The sequence below is a fragment of the Pseudomonas sp. zfem003 genome (genome assembly GCF_032621675.1).
In the GTDB taxonomy this organism is placed as follows: Bacteria; Pseudomonadota; Gammaproteobacteria; order Pseudomonadales; family Pseudomonadaceae; genus Metapseudomonas; species Metapseudomonas otitidis.
Window position 1 is genome coordinate 340,201 of the sequence record NZ_JAVYJG010000002.1, and the last position, 19,577, is coordinate 359,777.

The 19,577-nt window shown below is 68.6% G+C and carries 25 protein-coding genes; 8 read left to right on the top strand and 17 right to left on the bottom strand.

From position 1 onward, the window contains the following. Both RTK35_RS04965 and RTK35_RS04970 read right to left on the bottom strand, forming a co-directional pair. Complete coding sequence (locus RTK35_RS04965) at positions 1-222, bottom strand: hypothetical protein (RefSeq protein WP_316907522.1); 222 nt, start codon at positions 220-222, stop codon at positions 1-3. Positions 223-433: 211 nt separating this feature from the next. Continuing rightward, positions 434-907: a hypothetical protein gene (locus RTK35_RS04970; protein ID WP_316907523.1), complete on the bottom strand. Its 474-nt coding sequence runs from the start codon at positions 905-907 to the stop codon at positions 434-436. A 274-nt stretch (positions 908-1,181) separates the two neighbouring features. Between RTK35_RS04970 and RTK35_RS04975 the strand changes: the two genes are divergently transcribed. Beyond that, a complete protein-coding gene (locus tag RTK35_RS04975) occupies positions 1,182-3,221 on the top strand; it encodes an AsmA family protein (protein ID WP_316907524.1) in 2,040 nt (679 codons plus the stop codon). A 15-nt stretch (positions 3,222-3,236) separates the two neighbouring features. Here the strand turns inward: RTK35_RS04975 and RTK35_RS04980 are convergent, their stop codons facing one another. From RTK35_RS04980 to RTK35_RS05005, 6 genes are all read right to left on the bottom strand, one after another. Then, positions 3,237-3,683, bottom strand: coding sequence for a GyrI-like domain-containing protein (locus RTK35_RS04980; protein WP_074970472.1), 447 nt, complete (start codon positions 3,681-3,683; stop codon positions 3,237-3,239). A gap of 83 nt (positions 3,684-3,766) precedes the next feature. After that, the gene (locus tag RTK35_RS04985) at positions 3,767-4,303 is read right to left on the bottom strand and encodes a bacterioferritin (protein WP_044401322.1); all 537 of its coding nucleotides are present in this window, start codon (positions 4,301-4,303) and stop codon (positions 3,767-3,769) included. Positions 4,304-4,417: 114 nt separating this feature from the next. After that, positions 4,418-4,759: an osmotically-inducible lipoprotein OsmE gene (osmE, locus tag RTK35_RS04990; protein ID WP_107331836.1), complete on the bottom strand. Its 342-nt coding sequence runs from the start codon at positions 4,757-4,759 to the stop codon at positions 4,418-4,420. 148 nt (positions 4,760-4,907) lie between these two features. Next, positions 4,908-5,252, bottom strand: coding sequence for an osmotically-inducible lipoprotein OsmE (gene osmE / locus RTK35_RS04995; RefSeq protein WP_044401327.1), 345 nt, complete (start codon positions 5,250-5,252; stop codon positions 4,908-4,910). A gap of 117 nt (positions 5,253-5,369) precedes the next feature. Then, positions 5,370-5,582, bottom strand: a complete 213-nt coding sequence (locus RTK35_RS05000) for a hypothetical protein (RefSeq protein WP_107331835.1) — start codon at positions 5,580-5,582, stop codon at positions 5,370-5,372. Between the two features lie 95 nt (positions 5,583-5,677). Beyond that, positions 5,678-6,943, bottom strand: coding sequence for an Hsp70 family protein (locus RTK35_RS05005; protein WP_044401333.1), 1,266 nt, complete (start codon positions 6,941-6,943; stop codon positions 5,678-5,680). A gap of 131 nt (positions 6,944-7,074) precedes the next feature. Between RTK35_RS05005 and RTK35_RS05010 the strand changes: the two genes are divergently transcribed. Beyond that, positions 7,075-7,344, top strand: coding sequence for a PsiF family protein (locus tag RTK35_RS05010; RefSeq protein ID WP_044401336.1), 270 nt, complete (start codon positions 7,075-7,077; stop codon positions 7,342-7,344). Positions 7,345-7,369: 25 nt separating this feature from the next. On the opposite strand, the gene RTK35_RS05015 is transcribed toward RTK35_RS05010, so the two are convergent. Both RTK35_RS05015 and RTK35_RS05020 read right to left on the bottom strand, forming a co-directional pair. Then, the gene (locus RTK35_RS05015) at positions 7,370-7,807 is read right to left on the bottom strand and encodes a YqaA family protein (protein WP_074970468.1); all 438 of its coding nucleotides are present in this window, start codon (positions 7,805-7,807) and stop codon (positions 7,370-7,372) included. Positions 7,808-7,847: 40 nt separating this feature from the next. Beyond that, a complete protein-coding gene (locus RTK35_RS05020) occupies positions 7,848-8,165 on the bottom strand; it encodes a hypothetical protein (RefSeq protein WP_107331337.1) in 318 nt (105 codons plus the stop codon). 250 nt (positions 8,166-8,415) lie between these two features. Here RTK35_RS05020 and RTK35_RS05025 point away from each other — a divergent pair, with 250 nt between their 5' ends. Further along, a complete protein-coding gene (locus RTK35_RS05025) occupies positions 8,416-9,285 on the top strand; it encodes an oxaloacetate decarboxylase (protein ID WP_069560558.1) in 870 nt (289 codons plus the stop codon). A 105-nt stretch (positions 9,286-9,390) separates the two neighbouring features. Further along, a complete protein-coding gene (locus RTK35_RS05030) occupies positions 9,391-9,657 on the top strand; it encodes a DksA/TraR family C4-type zinc finger protein (protein WP_044401346.1) in 267 nt (88 codons plus the stop codon). A 7-nt stretch (positions 9,658-9,664) separates the two neighbouring features. Here the strand turns inward: RTK35_RS05030 and RTK35_RS05035 are convergent, their stop codons facing one another. From RTK35_RS05035 to RTK35_RS05055, 5 genes are all read right to left on the bottom strand, one after another. After that, on the bottom strand, positions 9,665-10,255 hold the full coding sequence (locus RTK35_RS05035; RefSeq protein WP_044401348.1) for a hypothetical protein: 591 nt from the start codon (positions 10,253-10,255) through the stop codon (positions 9,665-9,667). Between the two features lie 17 nt (positions 10,256-10,272). Continuing rightward, positions 10,273-10,674, bottom strand: coding sequence for a DUF3592 domain-containing protein (locus tag RTK35_RS05040; RefSeq protein WP_074970462.1), 402 nt, complete (start codon positions 10,672-10,674; stop codon positions 10,273-10,275). 132 nt (positions 10,675-10,806) lie between these two features. Beyond that, on the bottom strand, positions 10,807-11,154 hold the full coding sequence (locus tag RTK35_RS05045) for a DUF805 domain-containing protein (protein WP_160480156.1): 348 nt from the start codon (positions 11,152-11,154) through the stop codon (positions 10,807-10,809). A gap of 223 nt (positions 11,155-11,377) precedes the next feature. After that, positions 11,378-11,659, bottom strand: coding sequence for a DUF2218 domain-containing protein (locus tag RTK35_RS05050; RefSeq protein ID WP_172434765.1), 282 nt, complete (start codon positions 11,657-11,659; stop codon positions 11,378-11,380). Between the two features lie 73 nt (positions 11,660-11,732). Further along, on the bottom strand, positions 11,733-12,374 hold the full coding sequence (locus tag RTK35_RS05055) for an NAD(P)-dependent oxidoreductase (RefSeq protein WP_316907525.1): 642 nt from the start codon (positions 12,372-12,374) through the stop codon (positions 11,733-11,735). A gap of 105 nt (positions 12,375-12,479) precedes the next feature. On the opposite strand from RTK35_RS05055, the gene RTK35_RS05060 reads away from it, so the two are divergent. From RTK35_RS05060 to RTK35_RS05075, 4 genes are all read left to right on the top strand, one after another. Beyond that, positions 12,480-13,370, top strand: coding sequence for a LysR family transcriptional regulator (locus tag RTK35_RS05060; RefSeq protein ID WP_044401363.1), 891 nt, complete (start codon positions 12,480-12,482; stop codon positions 13,368-13,370). A gap of 79 nt (positions 13,371-13,449) precedes the next feature. Next, positions 13,450-14,331: a PA4780 family RIO1-like protein kinase gene (locus RTK35_RS05065; protein WP_160480154.1), complete on the top strand. Its 882-nt coding sequence runs from the start codon at positions 13,450-13,452 to the stop codon at positions 14,329-14,331. A gap of 87 nt (positions 14,332-14,418) precedes the next feature. Next, a complete protein-coding gene (gene bfr, locus RTK35_RS05070) occupies positions 14,419-14,883 on the top strand; it encodes a bacterioferritin (RefSeq protein ID WP_044401369.1) in 465 nt (154 codons plus the stop codon). 199 nt (positions 14,884-15,082) lie between these two features. Further along, positions 15,083-15,985, top strand: coding sequence for an EamA family transporter (locus RTK35_RS05075; protein ID WP_044401373.1), 903 nt, complete (start codon positions 15,083-15,085; stop codon positions 15,983-15,985). On the opposite strand, the gene cueR is transcribed toward RTK35_RS05075, so the two are convergent. Continuing rightward, entirely contained in the window at positions 15,915-16,352 is a 438-nt protein-coding gene (cueR, locus tag RTK35_RS05080) for a Cu(I)-responsive transcriptional regulator (protein ID WP_044401376.1), read from the bottom strand. The genes RTK35_RS05075 and cueR overlap by 71 nt on opposite strands. A 579-nt stretch (positions 16,353-16,931) precedes the next feature. Then, positions 16,932-19,334, bottom strand: a complete 2,403-nt coding sequence (locus RTK35_RS05085) for a heavy metal translocating P-type ATPase (RefSeq protein ID WP_316907526.1) — start codon at positions 19,332-19,334, stop codon at positions 16,932-16,934. Between the last annotated feature and the right edge of the window lie 243 nt (positions 19,335-19,577).

Here is a 19,577-nt window from a genome sequence, read left to right on the forward strand (position 1 = left end):
TCAGGCGACGCCGTCGGCGCGCAGCAGGCGGTCCGAGCCGCCTTCGGCCAGCCACTGGTCGGGGGCGTGCTGAACCCGGTTGCCGGCCAGCGGCTCCACCACCGGCCGTTCGGCCTCGCCATCGCGGGCTTCACCGAGCACGGGCGGGTGTTCGGCGGGCAGGGCAAAGGCGGCGCTGGACAGGACGCTGAGGAAGAGGGCGGCGAGGGCGTGGGCTTTCATGATCGGACTCCTCTGCAAGGGGGTGAAAGACACGTTGCCTAGGGTACGGATCGGGCGCCGGGGGAGAAGTGAAGGTGGGCGATGGTGGTCATTGATGGAGGTGATGGCATTGATCCTGATAACCAGCTTGGCCCCGTAACACCTGATTGGGCACAGCCAACAAAAAGCCCGGCCTGTGCCGGGCTTTGACTGCCGTTACCGCTGGCCCGCATCAGACCACGCGGTTGGAGCGATCAGCACCGCCTTCAGCAACCCGGAAGCCCTGGGTACGGTCCGAGCCGTCCTCGGCGACGCGGAAGCCTTGGGTGCGGGCCGAACCGTCTTCGGCGACGCGGAAGCCCTGGGTGCGAGCCGAACCGTCTTCAGCGACGCGGAAGCCCTGGGTACGAGCCGAGCCGTCTTCAGCAACGCGGAAGCCCTGGGTACGAGCCGAACCGTCTTCAGCGACGCGGAAGCCTTGGGTGCGAGCCGAACCGTCTTCAGCGACGCGGAAGCCCTGGGTACGGTCCGAGCCGTCTTCGGCGACACGGAAGCCCTGGGTGCGGGCCGAACCGTCCTCAGCAACGCGGAAGCCCTGGGTACGGGCCGAGCCATCTTCGGCAACGGTGTAGGACACAGCGGATTGGACGACCGGTACAGCGAACAGACCGGCGAGGAAGAGGACGGCGAGGGCTTGGCTTTTCATGGTGGTTCTCCTGGAAGTGGGGGGCCGTTGTGGCGACGGGGCCTATGTTCCGCAGCGGCACGCTGGTCAGGAAGTGAACAACCGCGATAGTCGCCATCGACATCGCTGATGGTTGGAAATACCTTGTCGAATCAGTGCCTTGCGCCCCTTGGGCGGCGCGCTGCGAGCGTGATCCGAGTGACGGGGCGGCTCGTTTGCGGAGTCATCCGGCGCGTTTGCCAGTCGGATGGAAAAGGCCGTAGTGGCTCGCTGATACCGAACACGGGAGATAGGCATGACGCGCGGACGCAGAATCCTCGCTTGGACCCTTGGCAGCCTGGTGGCCGTGCTGGTCGGGTTGGGGGTGTTCATCGCCACCTTCGACTGGAACCGCATCAAGGCGCCCCTCAATGAGCGGGTGTCCGCAGCCCTTGGGCGGCCGTTCGCCATTCGCGGGGACCTGAGCGTGAGTTGGCAGCGCGAGCCCACCGAGCCCGGCCTGCGCGCCTGGGTGCCCTGGCCCCATGTGAAGGCCGAGGACCTGGTGCTGGGCAACCCGGACTGGGCCGGCGAAGGCCCCTTCGCCAGCCTGGCGCGGGTGGAGCTGAGCCTGTCCCCGCTGCCCCTGCTGTGGAAGACCGTGAGCATTTCCCGCATCGACCTCACCGAGCCCCGAGCGGACCTACGGCGCCAGGCCGACGGGCGCAACAACTGGACCTTCGACACCCCGCAGCAGGACGGCGACGCACCGTCGGCGTGGACGCTGGACATCGGCGCCATCGGATTCGACCAGGGCGAGGTGAAGGTGGACGACGCTCCCACCCAGACCCGTCTCACCCTGCAGGTGGACCCGTTGGGCCAGCCCATTCCGTTCAGCGACATCGTCGGCGAGCAGGTCGCCGGCAAGGCGGCGGAGCAAGGCGCCACGCCTCAGGACTACGCCTTCGGCTGGAGTGCCAAGGGGCGCTACAAGGGCCAGGCCCTGACGGGCACCGGCAAGGTCGGCGGCCTGCTGGCGCTGAAGGATGCCCGGCGGCCGTTCCCGCTGCAGGCCGATGTGCGCATTGGCGCGACCCGTATCGCGGTGGCCGGCACCCTCACCGATCCGACCCACCTGGGGGCGTTGGACCTGCGCCTGGCGCTGTCCGGCGACAGCCTGGGCAATCTCTACCCGCTCACCGGCGTGACCCTGCCGGACACCCCGGCCTATTCCACCGATGGCCGCCTGGTGGCGCAGTTGCGCGACGCCGGTGGGGCGCAGTTCCACTACCAGGGCTTCAACGGCGCCATCGGCGACAGCGACATCCACGGCGACCTGCATTACCTGGCAGGGCAGCCCCGGCCGAAGCTCTCCGGCGCGCTCACCTCCAACCAGCTGCGCTTCGCCGACCTGGCGCCGCTGATCGGCGCCGATTCCAACGCCGAGAAGAAGGCCCGTGGCGTCACCCGCCAGCAGCCGGCGGACAAGGTGCTGCCGGTGGAGGAATTCCGCACCGAGCGCTGGCGGGTGATGGACGCCGATGTGCGCTTCACCGGCAAGCGCATCGTCCACAGCGACAAGCTGCCCTTCAACGACCTCGAGGCTCACCTGGTGCTGGACGACGGCACGCTGAGCCTGGAACCCCTGCGCTTCGGCATGGCCGGCGGCACCCTGGAGTCCACCGTGCGCCTGGAGGGCGGCCGCGTGCCCCTGCAAGGCCGCGCCCGCCTCAGTGCGCGGCACTTCAAGCTCAAGCAGCTGTTCCCCACCTTCGAGCCGATGCGCACCAGCTTCGGCGAGCTGAACGGCGACGCCGACCTGGCCGGCAGCGGCAACTCCGTGGCGGCGTTGCTGGGCAGCGCCAACGGCAACCTCAAGCTGTTGATGAACGACGGCGCGGTCAGCCGTGGGCTGATGGAGATCGCCGGCCTCAACCTGGGCAACTACCTGGTGGGCAAGCTGTTCGGTGACGACGAGGTGAAGATCAACTGCGCCGCCGCCGACCTGCAGGTGACGCGGGGGCTGGTGACGCCCCGGCTGTTCCTGCTGGACACCGAGAACGCCCTGGTGCAGGTGGACGGCAGCGCCAACCTGGCCAGCGAACGGCTGGACCTGACGGTGAGCCCCGAGTCCAAGGGCTTGCGCATCTTCTCCCTGCGCTCGCCGCTCTACGTGCGCGGCACCTTCAGGAAGCCCGATGCCGGGGTCAAGACGGTGCCGCTGCTGGCGCGGGGTGCGGGCATGGTGGTGCTGGGGGCGGTGGTGGCTCCGGCGGCCGGGCTGCTGGCGCTGGTGGCGCCCAGCGAGGGCGGCAGCAACGCCTGCCAGGGCCTGTTGGCCAAGCCCTCGCGCTAGGCGAGGGCGGCGGGGTCAGAACACCGGCACCCAGAGCAGGGTTTCCGACTTCGGGTCGTGGGGGCCGTGGAAGCCGTCGCCGTATTCCTCGAAGCAGATGCCGGGGCTGGCCTCCAGCCCGCGCTCGGCGAGCAGGAAGTCGTGGATCACCTGGAAGCTGAGGGCGATGTCCGGCGTGCTGCCGACGTGGGTGAACACGGCGTAGCGACCGGCGGGGACCTCGATCAGGGTCATGCCGTCCGGCACCGGGGTGCCGGGCTTGACCGGGTAGCCGGCCAGATAGCCCAGCTCGCCGTTGGGGCGGTGCAGGCAGAGCCCGCAGGGCACGCCATCGCGGCCGCTGATTTCCTCGCTGCGGGGCAGGAAGCGCTCCCACAGCTGGCCGATGTCCTCGGGCGGGGCGTCCGGACGTTCCAGTCCGATGACCTGAAAGGCGGGGCGTTCGATGATGCGCGCGCGCATGGCCGTGTCCTCTTCGGCAGTCTGCTCGGCAGACTGTGCGGCCAGCGCGCGCCGGGATCAAGGGGCATGATGGCCCCGGGCGATCATTCCTTGAGGTCTTCGAGGATATCGGCCATGTCGTCGGCGTGTTCCTCCTCCTGGGCGAGGATCTCCTCGAACAGGCGGCGGGTGGTGGGGTCCTTGTCGCCGAGGAACTGCACGATCTCGCGGTAGCTGTCGATGGCGATGCGCTCGGCGATCAGGTCCTCGGTGACCATCTCGCGCAGATTGCGGCCGGCCACGTACTGGGCGTGGGAGCGCGCCTCCAGCCCGGCGGGGTTGAAGTCGGGCTCGCCGCCCAGCTGCACGATGCGCTCGGCCAGCTGGTCGGCGTGCTGCAGCTCCTGCTGGGCATGTTCGAGGAACTCGGCGGCGGCGATGCTCGCCTTGAGGCCGGTGGCCATGTAGTAGTGGCGCTTGTAGCGCAGGTGGCAGACCAGCTCGGTGGCCAGGGCTTCGTTCAGCAGGCGCAGCACGGTGGGGCGGTCGGCGTTGTAACCCTCGGTCACGGCGCCATCCAGCACGTTCTGGCGGGCGCGCTGGCGCAGGGTGTTCACATCGGTCAGTTGCACGTCACTCATCACGGTTCTCCTTCACGGGTTCTCGGGCCGTGGCGCGACTCTGGGGTCGCAGGCGCAGCGGCCTCCCTGGTGTGTGAGTGCGGCGAAGCGGGAAAAGTTTAGGAAATCTGTGCCTCAGAACAGCCCGTCGCGTTCCACCGTCTCGCGCTGGCCGCAGGTCATGAAGCCGCTGTGTTGCACGCGGCCATTGGCGCCGAAGCTGACGTGGTAGGCCTGCTGGTGGCCCTGGCGGTTGAGGATGTAGTTGTTGCACGAGCCGGGGTGGATGCTGCGCTGGACGATGGAGGACGGGCGTCCGCCGATGGCCAGCACCTGCTCCTTGCTCATGCCTTCCTTGACCTGGCGCACCAGGGGCTCGTTGCGGAAGGTGAGGTAGTCGGTGGGGTTCTCGATCTTCGTCGCACAGCCGGCCCCCGAGGCCAGAGCGGCTGCAAGCAGGAGCGCGCGTGAATGCATGCACAGTCCCCGTCATGTTCGGCTGTTGATAACAGCGCTTGGACAGCAGGGAGCGCCCGCGGTTCGCCCGGATCGGGGCGGCGGGTGTGCGTCAGTCGGCAAATACGGCACGGGGCCATCCCGGGGCGAGGCCCCGGGAGGCGTGGCATCAGCGCTTGGCGGCCTCGGCCTCGTTGCGCTCGTGCTGTTCGCAGGTCATGAAGCCCTTGCCATCGACCCGGCCGTTGGCGTCGAAGCTGACGTAGTAGGGCTGCTGGTGGCCTTCCTTGTTGAGCACGTAGTTGTTGCAGGTGCCGGGGTGCACCACGCGACGCACTTCGCTGGAGGGCGGGCCGCCGAGGGTGAGCACCTGCTGGCGGTCCATGCCGTCTTCCACCTGCTTCACCAGTGGCTCGTTGCGGTAGGTGACGTAGTCGGTGGGGTTTTCCAGCTTGGTGGCGCAACCGGTCACGGCGGCCAGGGCCAGGGCGGCGGGCAGGATGTGCTTGTACATGAAGGTGTCCTCGTATGGGGCGCGGTGGGCCTACGGGACTTTCGAGCACGGGCTCGCTTGGAGAGTTCGAGGAATATTTGCAAGGCGCCCCGGCGGATCGGCAGGGGCGGCGCGGGTTCAGCGGGTGGCGTCTTCGGCGGCGTCCAGGCGGGCCTGGTTCTGGGCGTTGGCCTGGTCGATCTGCTGCTTGAGCTGGTCGGCCTGCTGCTGCAGCTGGCGGGCCTGGTCGGCCTGTGCCTTGGCCTGGGCCGCGCCGGTGGCGGCGGTTTCGCCGAGGCCGCAGCCGCTGAGCAGCAGGGCAGCCAGTGTGAGGAGAAGCGGTGTGCGCATGAGGGTGTCTCCGGTGACGAGGCCCTCAAGGTGCACCCGCCGCCCGGCGCCGGCAAGCCGGGCCGGCGCGAATGGGCGCGGGGGCCGACCTGCGGTCAGCCGTAGCGTTTGCGCGCTTCGATGGCCAGGCCGCTGCCGATGCTGCCGAAGGCGTTGCCTTCGACATGGCGGGCGTTGGGCAGCAGGTCGGCGACGCAGCGGCGCAGGGCGGGGATGCCGCTGGAGCCGCCGGTGAAGAACAGCGTGTCCACCTGCTCCAGGGCGACACCGGCCTGGGCCAGCATGGCCGTGACGCTGGCGCGGATGCGCTCCAGCAGCGGGCCGACGGCCTCCTCGAAGCCGGCGCGGTCCAGCGGCGCCACCAGCCCGGGCTCGACGCGGCCGAGGTCGATGGGGCGTTCCAGGGCTTCGGTCAGCTCGATCTTGCTGTCTTCCACCTGCATGGCCAGCCAGTGGCCGGCACGCTGCTCGATGAGGCGGAACAGGCGGTCGATGCCGGTGGTGTCGACGATGTCGTAGCGCATGTTCTTCAGCGCCAGCTGGGACTTCTGCGCGTAGACGGCGTTGATGGTGTGCCAGGTGGCCAGGTTGAGGTGCACGCTGGTGGGCATCAGCGCGTCGCTCTTCATGCGGCTGCCGTAGCCGAACAGCGGCATCACCCCGGCGAGGGAGAGCTGCTTGTCGAAGTCGGTGCCGCCGATGTGCACGCCGCCGGTGGCGAGGATGTCGCCCTGGCGGTCGGCCACGTCGCGGCGCGCAGGCGACAGGCGCACCAGGGAGAAGTCGGAGGTACCGCCGCCGATGTCGACGATCAGCACCAGCTCCTCGCGCTGGATCTCGCGCTCGTAGTCGAAGGCGGCAGCGATGGGTTCGTACTGGAAGGAGACGTCCTTGAAGCCGAGCTTGTGGGCGACGGCCACCAGGGTGTCCTGGGCTTCGCGGTCGGCCTCGGGGTCGTCGTCGACGAAGAACACCGGGCGGCCCAGCACCACCTGCTCGAAGGGGCGGTCGGCGGCGGCTTCGGCACGCTTCTTCAGCTCGCCGATGAAGATGCCCAGCAGGTCCTTGAAGGGCAGGGCGCTGCCCAGCACGGTGGTCTCGCTCTTGAGCAGCGGCGAACCCAGCAGGCTCTTGAGCGAGCGCATCAGGCGGCCCTCGTAGCCTTCCAGGTATTCGTTCAGGGCCTGGCGGCCGAAGGCGGGGCGACGCTCTTCGGTGTTGAAGAAGATCACCGACGGCAGGGTGACCTTGGCGTCCTCCAGGACGATCAGCGGCTCGCAGTCCGGGCGCCACCAGCCGACGGTGGAGTTGGAGGTGCCGAAGTCGATGCCCAGGGCGCGGGCGGGGAGGGTGGTGCTCATGGTACGAACGGTCCGGGGGTGGAAAAACGGCCGCGCACTATACGCGAGGCGAGGGCGGGTTGCGCGCCTGGCCCGGCGCAGTCTGTCGCACCGTCTAGACTTGCCGGCACCACCGCCCTGGGAGTCACGCCATGAAGACGCTCCGCCTGCCCCTGCTCGTCCTCGCCCTGCTGGCCAGCCTGCCGACCCTGGCCGCCACCCCGCAGGAGAAGATGAAGTCCTGCAACGCCGACGCCACCGCCAAGGGGCTCAAGGGCGACGAGCGCAAGGCGTTCATGTCGCAGTGCCTGAAGATCACCCAGCAGGAACGCATGATCAATTGCAACAAGACGGCCTCGGACAAGGCGCTCAAGGGGGACGAACGCAAGGCCTTCATGAGCGAATGCCTGAAGAAGCCGTAGGCCGCTCACGGCCCGTCGCGACGACTTATCCCCAGCCCAGCGCCAGGGCCGCCACCACGGCGTAGCGGCCGGCCTTGGCCAGCAGCACCAGCAGCAGGAACACGCCGAGCGATTCGCGCATCAGCCCGGCCACCAGGGTGAGCGGGTCGCCGACGATCGGCAGCCAGGACAGCAGCAGGGTCCAGCGGCCGTAGCGCAGGTAGTGCCGACGGGCCCGCTCGATGGCGGATTCCGATACGGGGAACCAGCGCTTCTGGCGGAAATCCGCCAGGTAGCGCCCCAGCAACCAGTTCACCAGCGAACCCAGCACGTTGCCGACGGTGGCCACCAGCAGCAGCGCCCAGGTCGGCTGCGCGCCGTTGAGCAGCAGGCCGAGCAGCACGGCCTCCGACTGCAGGGGCAGCAGGGTGGCGGCGCCGAAGGCGGCGAGGAACAGGCTGGTGTAGGCGAGCAGGTCGGTCATGCGGGCGGGGAGCGAGGGCTGGCGGGCCCTCGCGGGGGGATCAGCGGGTGCCGTTCAGCTTCACCACGTCACCGGAAACGGTGGTGGTGTAGCCGGTCAGGACCCAGGCCCAGAACCAGTCTTCCTGGACCTGGGTGTTGATCATCGCGTCGCCGCCCTTGGCCTTGATGGCGGCCTGCTGGGCGCGGACGAAACGGTTGTTCTGCTGCACGGGGATGAAGCCCACGACCAGCAGGCCGGTGGCGCTGGCCTGGCTATGGCCGATCACGGTGTACTGGCTGCTGTCGAGGTTCTGGGTCTTCATCGGGGTGCCGGTGCAGCCGGCGAGTACCAGGGCGGACAGCAGGCCTGCGGCCATCTTGATGCGGTGTTTCACGGGTATCTCCTTGGGTTGGGCTCCGGCGATTCGTTCGCTGGGATGCGCAATCTAGCGGAGCGGCGGGGCCCAGGTGAACTGCTTTCTGCGGGGGCATCGCTTCCGTTAAGGAAGCTGAAAGACGGAGGCGCGTAGAATGCGCCCACGGCCTATCCGCCGGTCGGTGTGACCTGGGGGTGCGATACTTGCATCCTTCTCGTCGATCAACCTTGCCTGCTGTCTGGACATCACAATGAGAAGAGCCTCCCACCATGAATTGCGCACGGCGTTCCGTGCGTTGCTGAACTCCTCCGCCTGCTACCACACCGCTTCGGTGTTCGACCCCATGTCCGCGCGCATCGCCGCCGACCTCGGTTTCGAGGTGGGCATCCTCGGCGGCTCCGTCGCCTCGCTGCAGGTGCTGGCAGCGCCGGACTTCGCCCTCATCACCCTCAGCGAGTTCGTCGAGCAGGCCGTGCGCATCGGCCGCGTGTCCCGCCTGCCGGTGATCGCCGACGCCGACCACGGCTACGGCAACGCCCTCAACGTGATGCGCACGGTGGTGGAGCTGGAGCGCGCCGGCATCGCCGCGCTGACCATCGAGGACACGCTGCTGCCGGCCCAGTTCGGCCGCAAGTCCACCGACCTGATCAGCGTCGAGGAAGGCGTCGGCAAGATCCGCGCGGCCCTCGAGGCGCGGGTCGACCCGGACCTGGCGATCATCGCCCGCACCCACGCCGGGGTGCTCGGCACCGACGAGGTGATCGCCCGCACCCAGGCCTATCAGGCCGCCGGTGCCGACGGCATCTGCATGGTCGGGGTGGAGGACTTCGAGCACCTGGAGGCCATCGCCGCCGGGCTCCACGTGCCGCTGATGCTGGTCACCTACGGCAACCCCAAGCTGCGCGACAACCAGCGCCTGGCCGACCTGGGCGTGCGTATCGTGGTCAACGGCCACGCCGCCTACTTCGCCGCCATCAAGGCCACCTACGACTGCCTGCGCGAGCAGCGCCACATCGACACCAGCGCCCCTGAGCTCAGCGCCACCGAGCTGACCCACAAGTACACGCTGCCCGAGGACTACATCGTCTGGGCGCGGGAGTACATGAACGTGAAGGAATAGCCCGGAGCGACCTCCACTTGTCGCCCACCGGCCCACGGCCTTGCAAAAGGCCGCCGGCCGCCCGCATAACTCCAGGGTCATCGACAGCGAGAACGGGAGGTCGGGATGGCCAGTGGCTGGGCGGGAGACGGCGCGGTGCAGGAGCAGATCGACAGCACCATCGAAGACGCCGTGCAGCGGGCACGCAGCCAGTTGCCCAAGGGCGAGAGCCTTACCCATTGCGAAGAATGCGACGCCGTGATTCCCCAGGCACGCCGCGAAGCGGTGCCGGGCGTGCGCCTGTGCGTGAACTGCCAGGCCGAACACGACCGCGAGAACGCCGCCTACGCCGGCTACAACCGGCGCGGCAGCAAGGACAGTCAGTTGCGCTGAGGGCGCGTCAGAACAGCGCGCCGAGGTAGGCCGCGCCGCCGGCGCCCGCCTGCAGGCCGACGTTGGCACCGCCCATCACCAGGGCGCCACGGGCCGACTTGAGCAGTTGCTGGGTCAGCATCGGCGACACCGAGAGGCTGGTCAGCGGGCTGGCGTTCATCAGCATCACCGCCGCCAGCAGCTTGGCGTCCAGGCCGAACAGCATGGCCGTGCCGGAGACCCCGGCGAGCACGCCGGCGCCCACTTCCATGTACAGGCAGGGCCCGGTGATCTCATCGCGGGTCAGGTCGCGGTCCTTGATGTCGTCGGCGACGAACACCGCGCCGTCGCTGGGGAAGGCTTCCGCCGCCCCGGCACCGCCGATGCTCTTGCCCTTGATCTTCACGTCCACCTTGCCGAAGCGCGGCAGCTTGGCGCCGATACCGAGGCCGGCGCCGATGCCGCCGTAGCGGAACGGCAGGTCCTGGCCCTGGGGCGAGCGCAGGGTGATGGAGCCGCCGCCCCCGGCAACGAAGGCGATGGTCAGGCCACCGCCGCTGGCGGTGACGTACTGCCAGCGGCTGGGGTTGGCGGGGAAGGGGATGGGCATCTGCGACATGGGTACGTCCTTGTGGGTCAGGGGCGGCGGCCGAAGAGGGTCATCAGGCCGGTGGCGGTGAACACCGCACCGAGTACGCCGAGCAGGGCGGCGGTGCCCCACAGCGCGCCGAAGTCATCCACCACGGCACTGCCGGTGGGGTCGTTGGCCTGGTAGTGGACCTTCACCGGCTGGCCGACCTGGTAGCCGAAGATCAGTCCGCCCTGGGGGTAGGAAACCCGGGCGCCGGTGCTGTCGGTAAAGGCGATCTCCGGGTGCGAGCCGCCGGCGTTCAGGGCGACCACGGCGCCGTCGGCGATCAGGGCCGACTGCAGGAAACCCATGCGGGAAGAGGCGTTGATGGCCATGGCGGCCAGCAGGGCCAGGCCGAGGAGGGCGAAGAGACCACCCTTGAAGAGGGATACCTGGGGTTCCGACATCCTGTGGGTTCCTGAACGTCCGTTTCTGAAAGCAAGAAAGCAAAACGGGCGGTTGCCCGCCCGTTGCAGCGACTGCCGTGGGACAGTCGCGTCGCCCGAGGGTTCCCGTTCAGGCGGGAACCCCGGCCTGGATCAGGCCTTCGGGTTGGGACCGTAGGCGTTCTGGCCCGGGTCGCTGTCCTTGGCCAGCAGGTAGATCAGGTACAGGCCGACCAGCGGGATGAGACCGATCAGGATCATCCAGCCGCTCTTGCCGATGTCGTGCAGACGGCGGACGGTGACGCCCAGGGCCGGCAGCAGGACAGCCAGGCTGTACAGGTTGGCCAGCGGCAGCAGCTTGGCGCTGATCATGCCGAAGATCACGGTCAGGGCGATGGAGATGACGATGTTCACCAGGGTGAACATCCAGTACTCCTTGCGGCGCGCACGGCCGTTGAAGTCAAAGTAATGCTGCTTCAGGCACTTCAAATACCATTCCATTGCGGAACTCCCTTTCTTCGCCGCCTGGCGGCTGTTCGTATCGATTGATGCCAGGCGTTTGGACATGGCTGGCAGGTGCTGCATGGGTCATGCAGGGACGCGACTATAGCGTTTCGTAACAAGCCATTACGTGGACCGGTTCACGGGCCAGCAAATTGCCACCCAGTCAATTTCGGGTGGCGTGGTCACGGAAAGGCACGTGCGATGCCCGTCCCAGAGCGCCTCAGTGCCAGTTCAGCTGCAGCGCTTCCTGCCAGGCGAAGCGTTCGAAGTGGCTGGCCATCACCTCCTTGAGTCGTTCCAGGCTGACAGCGTCTTCGGCTTCCACCCGAAGCGTCAGGCCACCGGCCTCGGCCTGCAGCAGGCCGAGGCCGATGTCGAACTGGATGCGCCCCTGCTGTTCGTCATGGCTGACGGGGATGCGGTGGGCGAAGTGCTTGCACAGCCGGCTGATGTAGCGGGCCGGGGTTTCGGTGACGACGTGGGTGGAGGCGAAGAGGGTCATTGAGGGACTCCTGAACGGTGGAAACGGGGGCAGGCCGCCGGAAAAACCGGCGACCTGATTGGGTAACGCGGCTTCAGTAGCCGACGGTGAAGCGCTTGTGCAGGTGTTGGGGGTTCTCCAGCTCGTCGACGATGGCCACCGCCAGGTCGGCCACGGTGATGCGCGCCGGGTGGTCGCCGTCCATCAGCAGCTCGTTGCCGCCAATGCGGAAGCGGCCCGTGCGTGCGCCCGGCTCCAGCAGCGCCGGCGGGGAGAGGAAGGTCCAGTCCAGGTCGGTCTCGGCCTGGATCAGGTTCAGCGCCTGGCGCGCGCCCTCGGCGCCTTCCTTGTACTCGGCGGGGAACTGCGGGGTGTCGATCAGTTGCAGGCCCGGCGCGACGTACAGGCTGCCCGCTCCGCCCACCACCAGCAGGCGACGGACGCCGGCCTGGCGCACGGCGTCGAAGATGGCGCGGGTGCCCTGGATGAACTGCTCGCGGATGTCGGGGTTGCCCCAGCCGGGGTTGAAGGCGTGCACCACGGCGTCGTGCCCGGCGAGGACGGTGGCGGTGGCGGCCACGTCGTGGATATCGCCCTTCACGGCGGTCAGGCGTTCATGGGCCGGCAGTTTTTCCGGGTGGCGGACCAGGGCGGTGACCTGGTGGCCGCTTTGCAGGGCTTCCTGGACGACGGCGCTGCCGACGAAACCGGTGGCACCGAGGATGGCGATCTTCATGGCTGTCTCCTGTTGAGAATCGTTTGCGACGGTCGCCATCTTGCAGCTGGATAATCAGCGGAAAAAGTGGCAAAAACCGCTTTCACAATTAAGCAGGGCTTACGAATGGAGCAGCTCAAGCGCATGGCGGTGTTCGCCACGGTGGTGGAGAAGGGCTCGATGGTCGCCGCCGGCGAAGCCCTGGGCATGAGCGCGTCCGCAGTCAGCCAGCAGATCCGCAAGCTGGAGGACGCCACCCAGGTCAGCCTGCTCCACCGCACCACCCGCAAGCTCACCCTCACCGAGGCCGGCGCGCTGTTCTACCGCAACTGCGCCCAGGTGCTGGAGCTGGCGCAGCAGGCCGAACAGCGCCTGGCGGAGCTGCGCGATGCGCCGGTGGGGGAGCTGCGCATCGCCGCCCCGGTGGGCTTCTCCGATCGCATGGTCACCGAGGCGCTGGCGCCCCTGCTGGCCGCCCACCCCGGGCTGACGCTGCGGCTGTTCTTCGACGACGAGCAGATCGACCTGGTGGAGCGGCGCATCGACCTGGCCATCCGCGTCGGCCGCCAGGACGACTCCAGCCTGGTGGCGCGGCACCTGGGGGACTGGCCGTCGCTGCTCTGCGCCGCGCCCGGCTACCTGGCGCGGCTGCCGGCCATCGTCCGTCCCGAGCAGCTGCTGGAGCTGGACTGGGTGACCCTGCATGCCGAGCGAACCCTGGGGCCGATCACCCTGGTCGGGCCCGGCGGCGAGGTGCAGCGGCTGCGCATCGAGAGCCGCGTCAGCTGCAACAACATCCTCTCCGCGCGCAGCTTCACCCTGGCCGGTGCCGGCCTGTCCCTGCAGCCGGAACCGGAGATCCGCGAAGAGCTGGCCAGCGGCCGGCTGCTGCGGGTGCTGCCCGACTGGCGCCCGCCGGAGATCGGGCTGTACATCGTCACACCACGGCGCGATGCGCAGCCGGCCAAGGTGCGCTATGCCATCGAGGCCTTGCGTCACAGCCTGTCGCGGCGCTGATGGTCCTGTCGGCGCGCATGCCGTATAAAGTCGGACCATTCCAGTCCCAACCCATTTTCCCGAGGAACGCCGGCAAGGCATGAAGACACCCAAGCGCATCGAACCCCTGGTGGAGGATGGCCTGATCGACGAAGTGGTCAGGCCGCTGATGAGCGGTAAGGAAGCATCCGTCTACGTGGTGCGTTGTGGCAGCGAGTTGCGCTGCGCCAAGGTCTACAAGGAGGCCAACAAGCGAGGCTTCCGCCAGGCGGCCGAGTACCAGGAAGGGCGCAAGGTGCGTAACAGCCGCGACGCCCGGGCCATGGCCAAGGGTTCCAAGTACGGCCGCAAGGAGCAGGAAGAGAACTGGCAGAACGCCGAAGTGGCCGCCCTGTTCCGTCTGGCCAACGCCGGCGTGCGGGTGCCCAAGCCCTACGACTTCCTCGATGGCGTGCTGCTGATGGAGCTGGTCACCGACGGCTACGGCGACGCCGCCCCGCGCCTCAACGACGTCGACCTGACCCCCGAGGACGCCCGCGAATTCCACGCCTTCATGATCGGCGAGATCGTCAAGATGCTCTGCGCCGGCCTGGTCCATGGCGACCTGTCCGAGTTCAACGTGCTGCTCGACCCCTACGGCCCGGTGATCATCGACCTGCCCCAGGCGGTGGACGCCGCCGGCAACAACCACGCCTTCCGCATGCTCGAGCGCGACGTCGGCAACATGGCCGCGTACTTCGGCCAGTTCGCCCCCGAGCTGCGCTACACCCGTTACGCCAAGGAAATGTGGGCGCTCTACGAGGACGGCAAGCTGACCCCGGATACCCAGCTCACCGGTCAGTTCACCGAGCCCGAGGAAGCGGCCGACGTGGATGCGGTGATGCGCGAGATCAAGGCCGCCCTCGCCGAGGAGGAGCGCCGCCAGGCACTGCTGAAGGACACCAGCGACGAACCGCCGACCCCGCCCTGGATGAAGGAGTGAGGGTGTGGCATCGGGCTGCTTGACCGGGCGGTTCCCGAGGACGACCATTGCGCCCTCGGATCACCGCGTTTGCAGGGGAGAACACAGATGAAAGGGCAAGCGGAAGTCGTCGAATACCTCAAGGACCTGCTGCGAGGTGAGCTGGCCGCACGCGACCAGTACTTCCTGCACTCGCGCATGTATGCCGACTGGGGCTTCACCAAGCTCTACGAGCGCATCAACCACGAGATGGAGGAAGAGACCGAACACGCCGATGCCCTGTTGCAGCGCATCCTCTTCCTGGAAAGCACCCCGGACATGACGCCCAAGGCCATCCACCCCGGCGCCACCGTGCCGGAGATGCTGCGCTCGGACCTCAACCTCGAATACGAAGTGCGCGCCGCGCTGAGCAAGGGCATCACCCTGTGCGAGCAGCATGGCGACTACGTCAGCCGCGACATCCTCGCCCTGCAGCTGCAGGACACCGAGGAAGACCACGCCTACTGGCTGGAACAGCAACTGGGGCTGATCGACCGGGTCGGCCTGCAGAACTACCTGCAATCCCAGAGCTGATCGGCCTCGCAACCGTTCATGTAAAAGCCCCCGGAGAGATGCCTCTCCGGGGGCTTTTTCGTGGCGGCGTGCCGGTCTTCTGTTGCCGCCCTGTACGGTCCTGTAGCCGCCCCTGTATCCCCCGAATCCCCGGAATCTGTATCCATACAGCCTCCCGGTGACCTGCTAGCGTGGCCCACCCGCTCCCGGAGTCCCTGCCATGCCGTTGCCGCACATCCTCCTTGCCCTGCTGGTCACCCTGGTCTGGGGCGTGAACTTCGTCGTCATCAAGCTCGGGCTCGGCGAGTTCCCGCCGCTGCTGTTCTGCGCCCTGCGTTTTGCCCTGGCGGCGACGCCCTTGCTGTTCCTGCGCGGGCCGCTGCCGGCGCCGTTGTGGCGGATCGTGCAGATCGGGCTGCTGCTGGGGGTGTTCAAGTTCGGGGTGCTGTTCATCGGCATGAAGCTGGGCATGCCAGCCGGGCTGACCTCGCTGGTGCTGCAGAGCCAGGTGTTCTTCACCGTGCTGATCGCCGCGCTGGTGCTGGGCGAGCGGCCCACGTTGCGGGCGTTGGCGGGCCTGGCGTTGGCGGCTTCGGGGCTGGTGCTGATCGGCCTGGAACGGCCCCTGGGCGATAGCCTGCTGGCCTTCGTGCTGGTGCTGGTGGCGGCCCTGGCCTGGGCCTTCGCCAACATCGCCACCAAGCGCGCCGGTGCCAGCGACATGCTGCGGCTGATCTGCTGGGTGAGCCTGGTGCCGCCCTTGCCGCTGCTGGCGCTGTCCTGGGTGTTCGAGGGGCCGCAGGCGATGGCGGCGGCCTTTGCCCACGCCAGCCTCACCGGCTACCTGTCCCTGGCGTTCGTGGCCTTCGGTGCCACCACCCTGGGGTTCGCCCTGTGGAGCTTCCTGCTCAGTCGCCACCCGGCGAGCCTGGTGACGCCCTTCGCCCTGGCGGTGCCGATTTCCGGGCTGCTGTCCGGCTGGCTGCTGCTGGGCGAGGCCCTCAGCCCGTCGGCGCTGGCGGCCTGTGCCCTGGTGTTCGTCGGCCTGGCGATCACCGTGTTGCCGAAGGACCTGCTGGGGCGCCTGTTGCCCCGCAGCAACCGCCCGATGCCAGGTCCTTGAGGATCGGGCAGTCGGGGCGGTGATCGCCCTGGCAGTGATCCACCAGCTCCTGCAGGGTGTCGCGCAGGCCCACCAGCTCGGCGATGCGCTGGTTCAGTTCGTCGATGTGGGCATTGGCCAGGGCCTTCACGTCGGCACTGGCACGGCCCCGGTCGCGCCACAGGGTGAGCAGGCGGCCCACTTCCTCCAGCGAAAAGCCCAGGTCCCGCGAGCGGCGGATGAAGGCGAGGCTGTGCAGGTCCTGCTCGCTGTACTGCCGGTAGCCGCTGTCGCTGCGGCCGGCCTCGGGGAGCAGGCCGATGGATTCGTAGTAGCGGATCATCTTCGCGGTGAGCCCGCTCTTCTTCGCGGCCTGGCCGATGTTCATGCAGCTGTCCTCTTGGGTTGAGGTGTCCGGGCGCCCCTTGTGGGGCGCTTGGCGAGTGAACTGGCTCTGTCTGCTTTCAAGTGTTGCCAGGCCATTTTTGGCCAGGCCGAATGCCGAACTTTGCTGTTGGTTTCTGTTTCGCCTCGCCGGGCGAGTCACTTTTCTCAATCGCCAGAAAAGTAACCAAAAGCGCTTGCCCCTGCATGCGGCCCGACTACGTCGGGTCCCCTTGCTTCATCATCCTTTCAGGGGCACGCCGCGAAGGGCCATCCCTGGCCCATCGCGGCTCTCGCGACATCCATGTCGCTCAACCCCTTACACGACGATTGCGCTCGGCCTCCTGAAAGGGGCGTTTAGCGGCTGCCCCAACTTCCTCGCCGGAATCTTGATGTGCGCATCACGCTCGAGGCGAAACGGCCTCCGTAGGGCGGTGTAGAGCGAAGCGAAACCCACGCGGCAGGTATTACAGGGCGTCATAAATGCCCGGAAGACACCGTGCTTGAATCTTCGTATCACGTTCACAACAGCTAGCGCATACAGAACCCATGAGTTCGCCCCTGCCAGAACGGCGTCCTGGCATCAGTCTTCCGTGTGTTTCTCCCCGGCCGGTTTCCAGGTCTTCAGCAGGAGGGCGTTGCTCACCACGCTGACGCTGGAGAGGGCCATCGCGGCGCCGGCGACCACCGGGTTGAGCATGCCGGCGGCGGCGAGCGGGATGCCCACCAGGTTGTAGATGAAGGCCCAGAACAGGTTCTGGCGGATCTTGCCGTAGGTGCGCCGGGCGATGTCGAGGGCGGCGGGGACCAGGCGCGGGTCGCCGCGCATCAGGGTGATGCCGGCGGCGTGCATGGCCACGTCGGTGCCACCGCCCATGGCGATGCCCACGTCGGCGGCGGCCAGGGCGGGGGCGTCGTTGATGCCGTCGCCGACCATCGCCACCACCGCGCCGCCGGCCTTGAGCCGGGCCACCTCGGCGGCCTTGTCGGCGGGCAGCACTTCGGCGTGCACGTCGTCGATGCCCAGCGCCTCGGCCACCACCCGGGCGCTGCCGCGGTTGTCGCCGGTGATCAGGTGGCTGGCGATGTGGCGTGCGCGCAGGGCCTGCACGGCATCGCGGGCGCCCTCCTTGAGGCTGTCGCCGAAGGCGAACAGGCCGAGTACCTGTGCCTGGGGCTGCAGCGCCAGCAGCCAGGACAGGGTGCGGCCCTCGGCTTCCCAGGCCTGCGCCGAGGCCAGCAGGGCGCCGCCGTCGAGGCCGTGCTCGTCCAGCAGGCGGCGGTTGCCCAGGGCCAGCAGGCGGCCCTCGACCACGCCCTGGATGCCACGCCCGGTGAGGGACTGGCTGTCGCCCACCTCGGGCACCGCCAGGCCGCGTTCGTCACAGGCATCCAGCACCGCCTTGGCCAGCGGGTGCTCGCTGCCACGCTGCAGGGCGCCGGCCCAGGCCAGCAGGTGCGCGTCGTCGCCATCGGCAGCGGCCAGGTGGGTGATGCGCGGGGTACCGGAGGTGAGGGTGCCGGTCTTGTCGAAGGCCACGGCGGTGACAGCGTGGGCCACCTCCAGGGCTTCGGCGTCCTTGATGAGGATGCCGTGGCGGGCCGCGACGCCGGTGCCCGCCATGATCGCCGTTGGCGTGGCCAGGCCGAGGGCGCAGGGGCAGGCGATCACCAGCACGGCGACGGCGTTGATCAGCGCCGTCTCCAGCGCCGCGCCGGCCAGCAACCAGCCGCCGAGGGTGGCCAGGGCGATCAGCAGCACTGCCGGGACGAACACCTGGCTGACCCGGTCCACCAGCTTCTGGATCGGCGCCTTGGCCGCCTGGGCGTCTTCCACCAGGCGGATGATCCGTGCCAGCACCGTCTCGCCGCCGAGGGCGGTGGTGCGCACCCGCAGGCGCCCCTCGCCGTTGATGGCGCCGCCGGTGACACGGTCGCCCGGGGCCTTGGGCACCGGCAGGCTCTCGCCGCTGATCAGCGCCTCGTCGGCGTGGCTCTGGCCCTCCAGCACCTCGCCGTCCACCGGGAAGCGCTCGCCGGGTTTCACCAGCACCTCGTCGCCCAGCTGGAGTTCGGCGATGGCCACGTCTTCCTCGCGGCCGTCGCGCAGGCGGATGGCGCGCTCCGGGCGCAGGGCTTCCAGGGCGCGGATGGCGGCGCTGGTCTGACGCTTGGCGCGGCTCTCCAGGTACTTGCCCAGCAGCACCAGGGCGATGACCACTGCCGAGGCTTCGAAATACAGGTGCGGCACGTGGCCGGGGTGGGCGGTGGCCCACTGGTAGAGGCTCAGGCCGTAGCCGGCGCTGGTGCCGATGGCCACCAGCAGGTCCATGTTGCCGGCGCCGGCGCGCACAGCCTTCCAGGCGGCGCGGTAGAAGCGCGCGCCGAGGATGAACTGCACCGGCGTGGCCAGGGCGAACTGCACCCAGGCCGGCAGCATCCAGTGCAGGCCGAAGGGTTCCACCAGCATCGGCAGCACCAGCGGGGCCGCCAGCAGCAGGGCCAGCGCCAGGGCCAGGCGCTCCCGTTGCAGCGCCTGGCGGGCGCGGGCCTCGCTGTCATCGGCGTGCTCGGCCTGGTGCAGCCGCGCCTGGTAGCCGGCGCGGGTCACGGCCTGGATCAGCGCCTGGTCGTCCACCCCGTCCAGCCGCTGCACGCTGGCCCGCTCGCTGGCCAGGTTGACGCTCACCTCCAGCACCCCCGGCACCTTGGCCAGGGCACGCTCCACACGACCGGCGCAGCTGGCGCAGGTCATGCCGCCGATCTCCAGCTCCAGGCGCCCCTGGGGCACCTCGTAGCCAGCCCGCTGCACCGCCTCGCGCAGGGCGGGCAGGGCATCGGCGGGGGCCTGGACCCGGGCCTGCTCGCGGGCCAGGTTGACGCTGGCGGACTCCACGCCAGGCACCTTGGCCAACGCGCGCTCCACGCGGCCGGCGCAGCTGGCGCAGGTCATTCCAGTGATGGGCAGGTCGAACGATACGGTCATGGCTGATCCTCCTCGTGGGGCACAGGATCAACCTTGACCCCGTGGCAAGGTCAAGAGGGGAGAGGGCTGCTGAGGAAACGCCGGTGGGTTTTCGATGGCGGTGTTCCAGTGCGCTGTTTCAACGCCAAGCTGGTTATCGAGTTCTGCGGATGTTTCTTGTTTCGCCCTCCCGGGCGAGCCCCTTTTGGCAGTCGCCCCAAAAGGAGCCAAAAGGGCTTGCCCCTGCATACGGGTCCCGCGTTG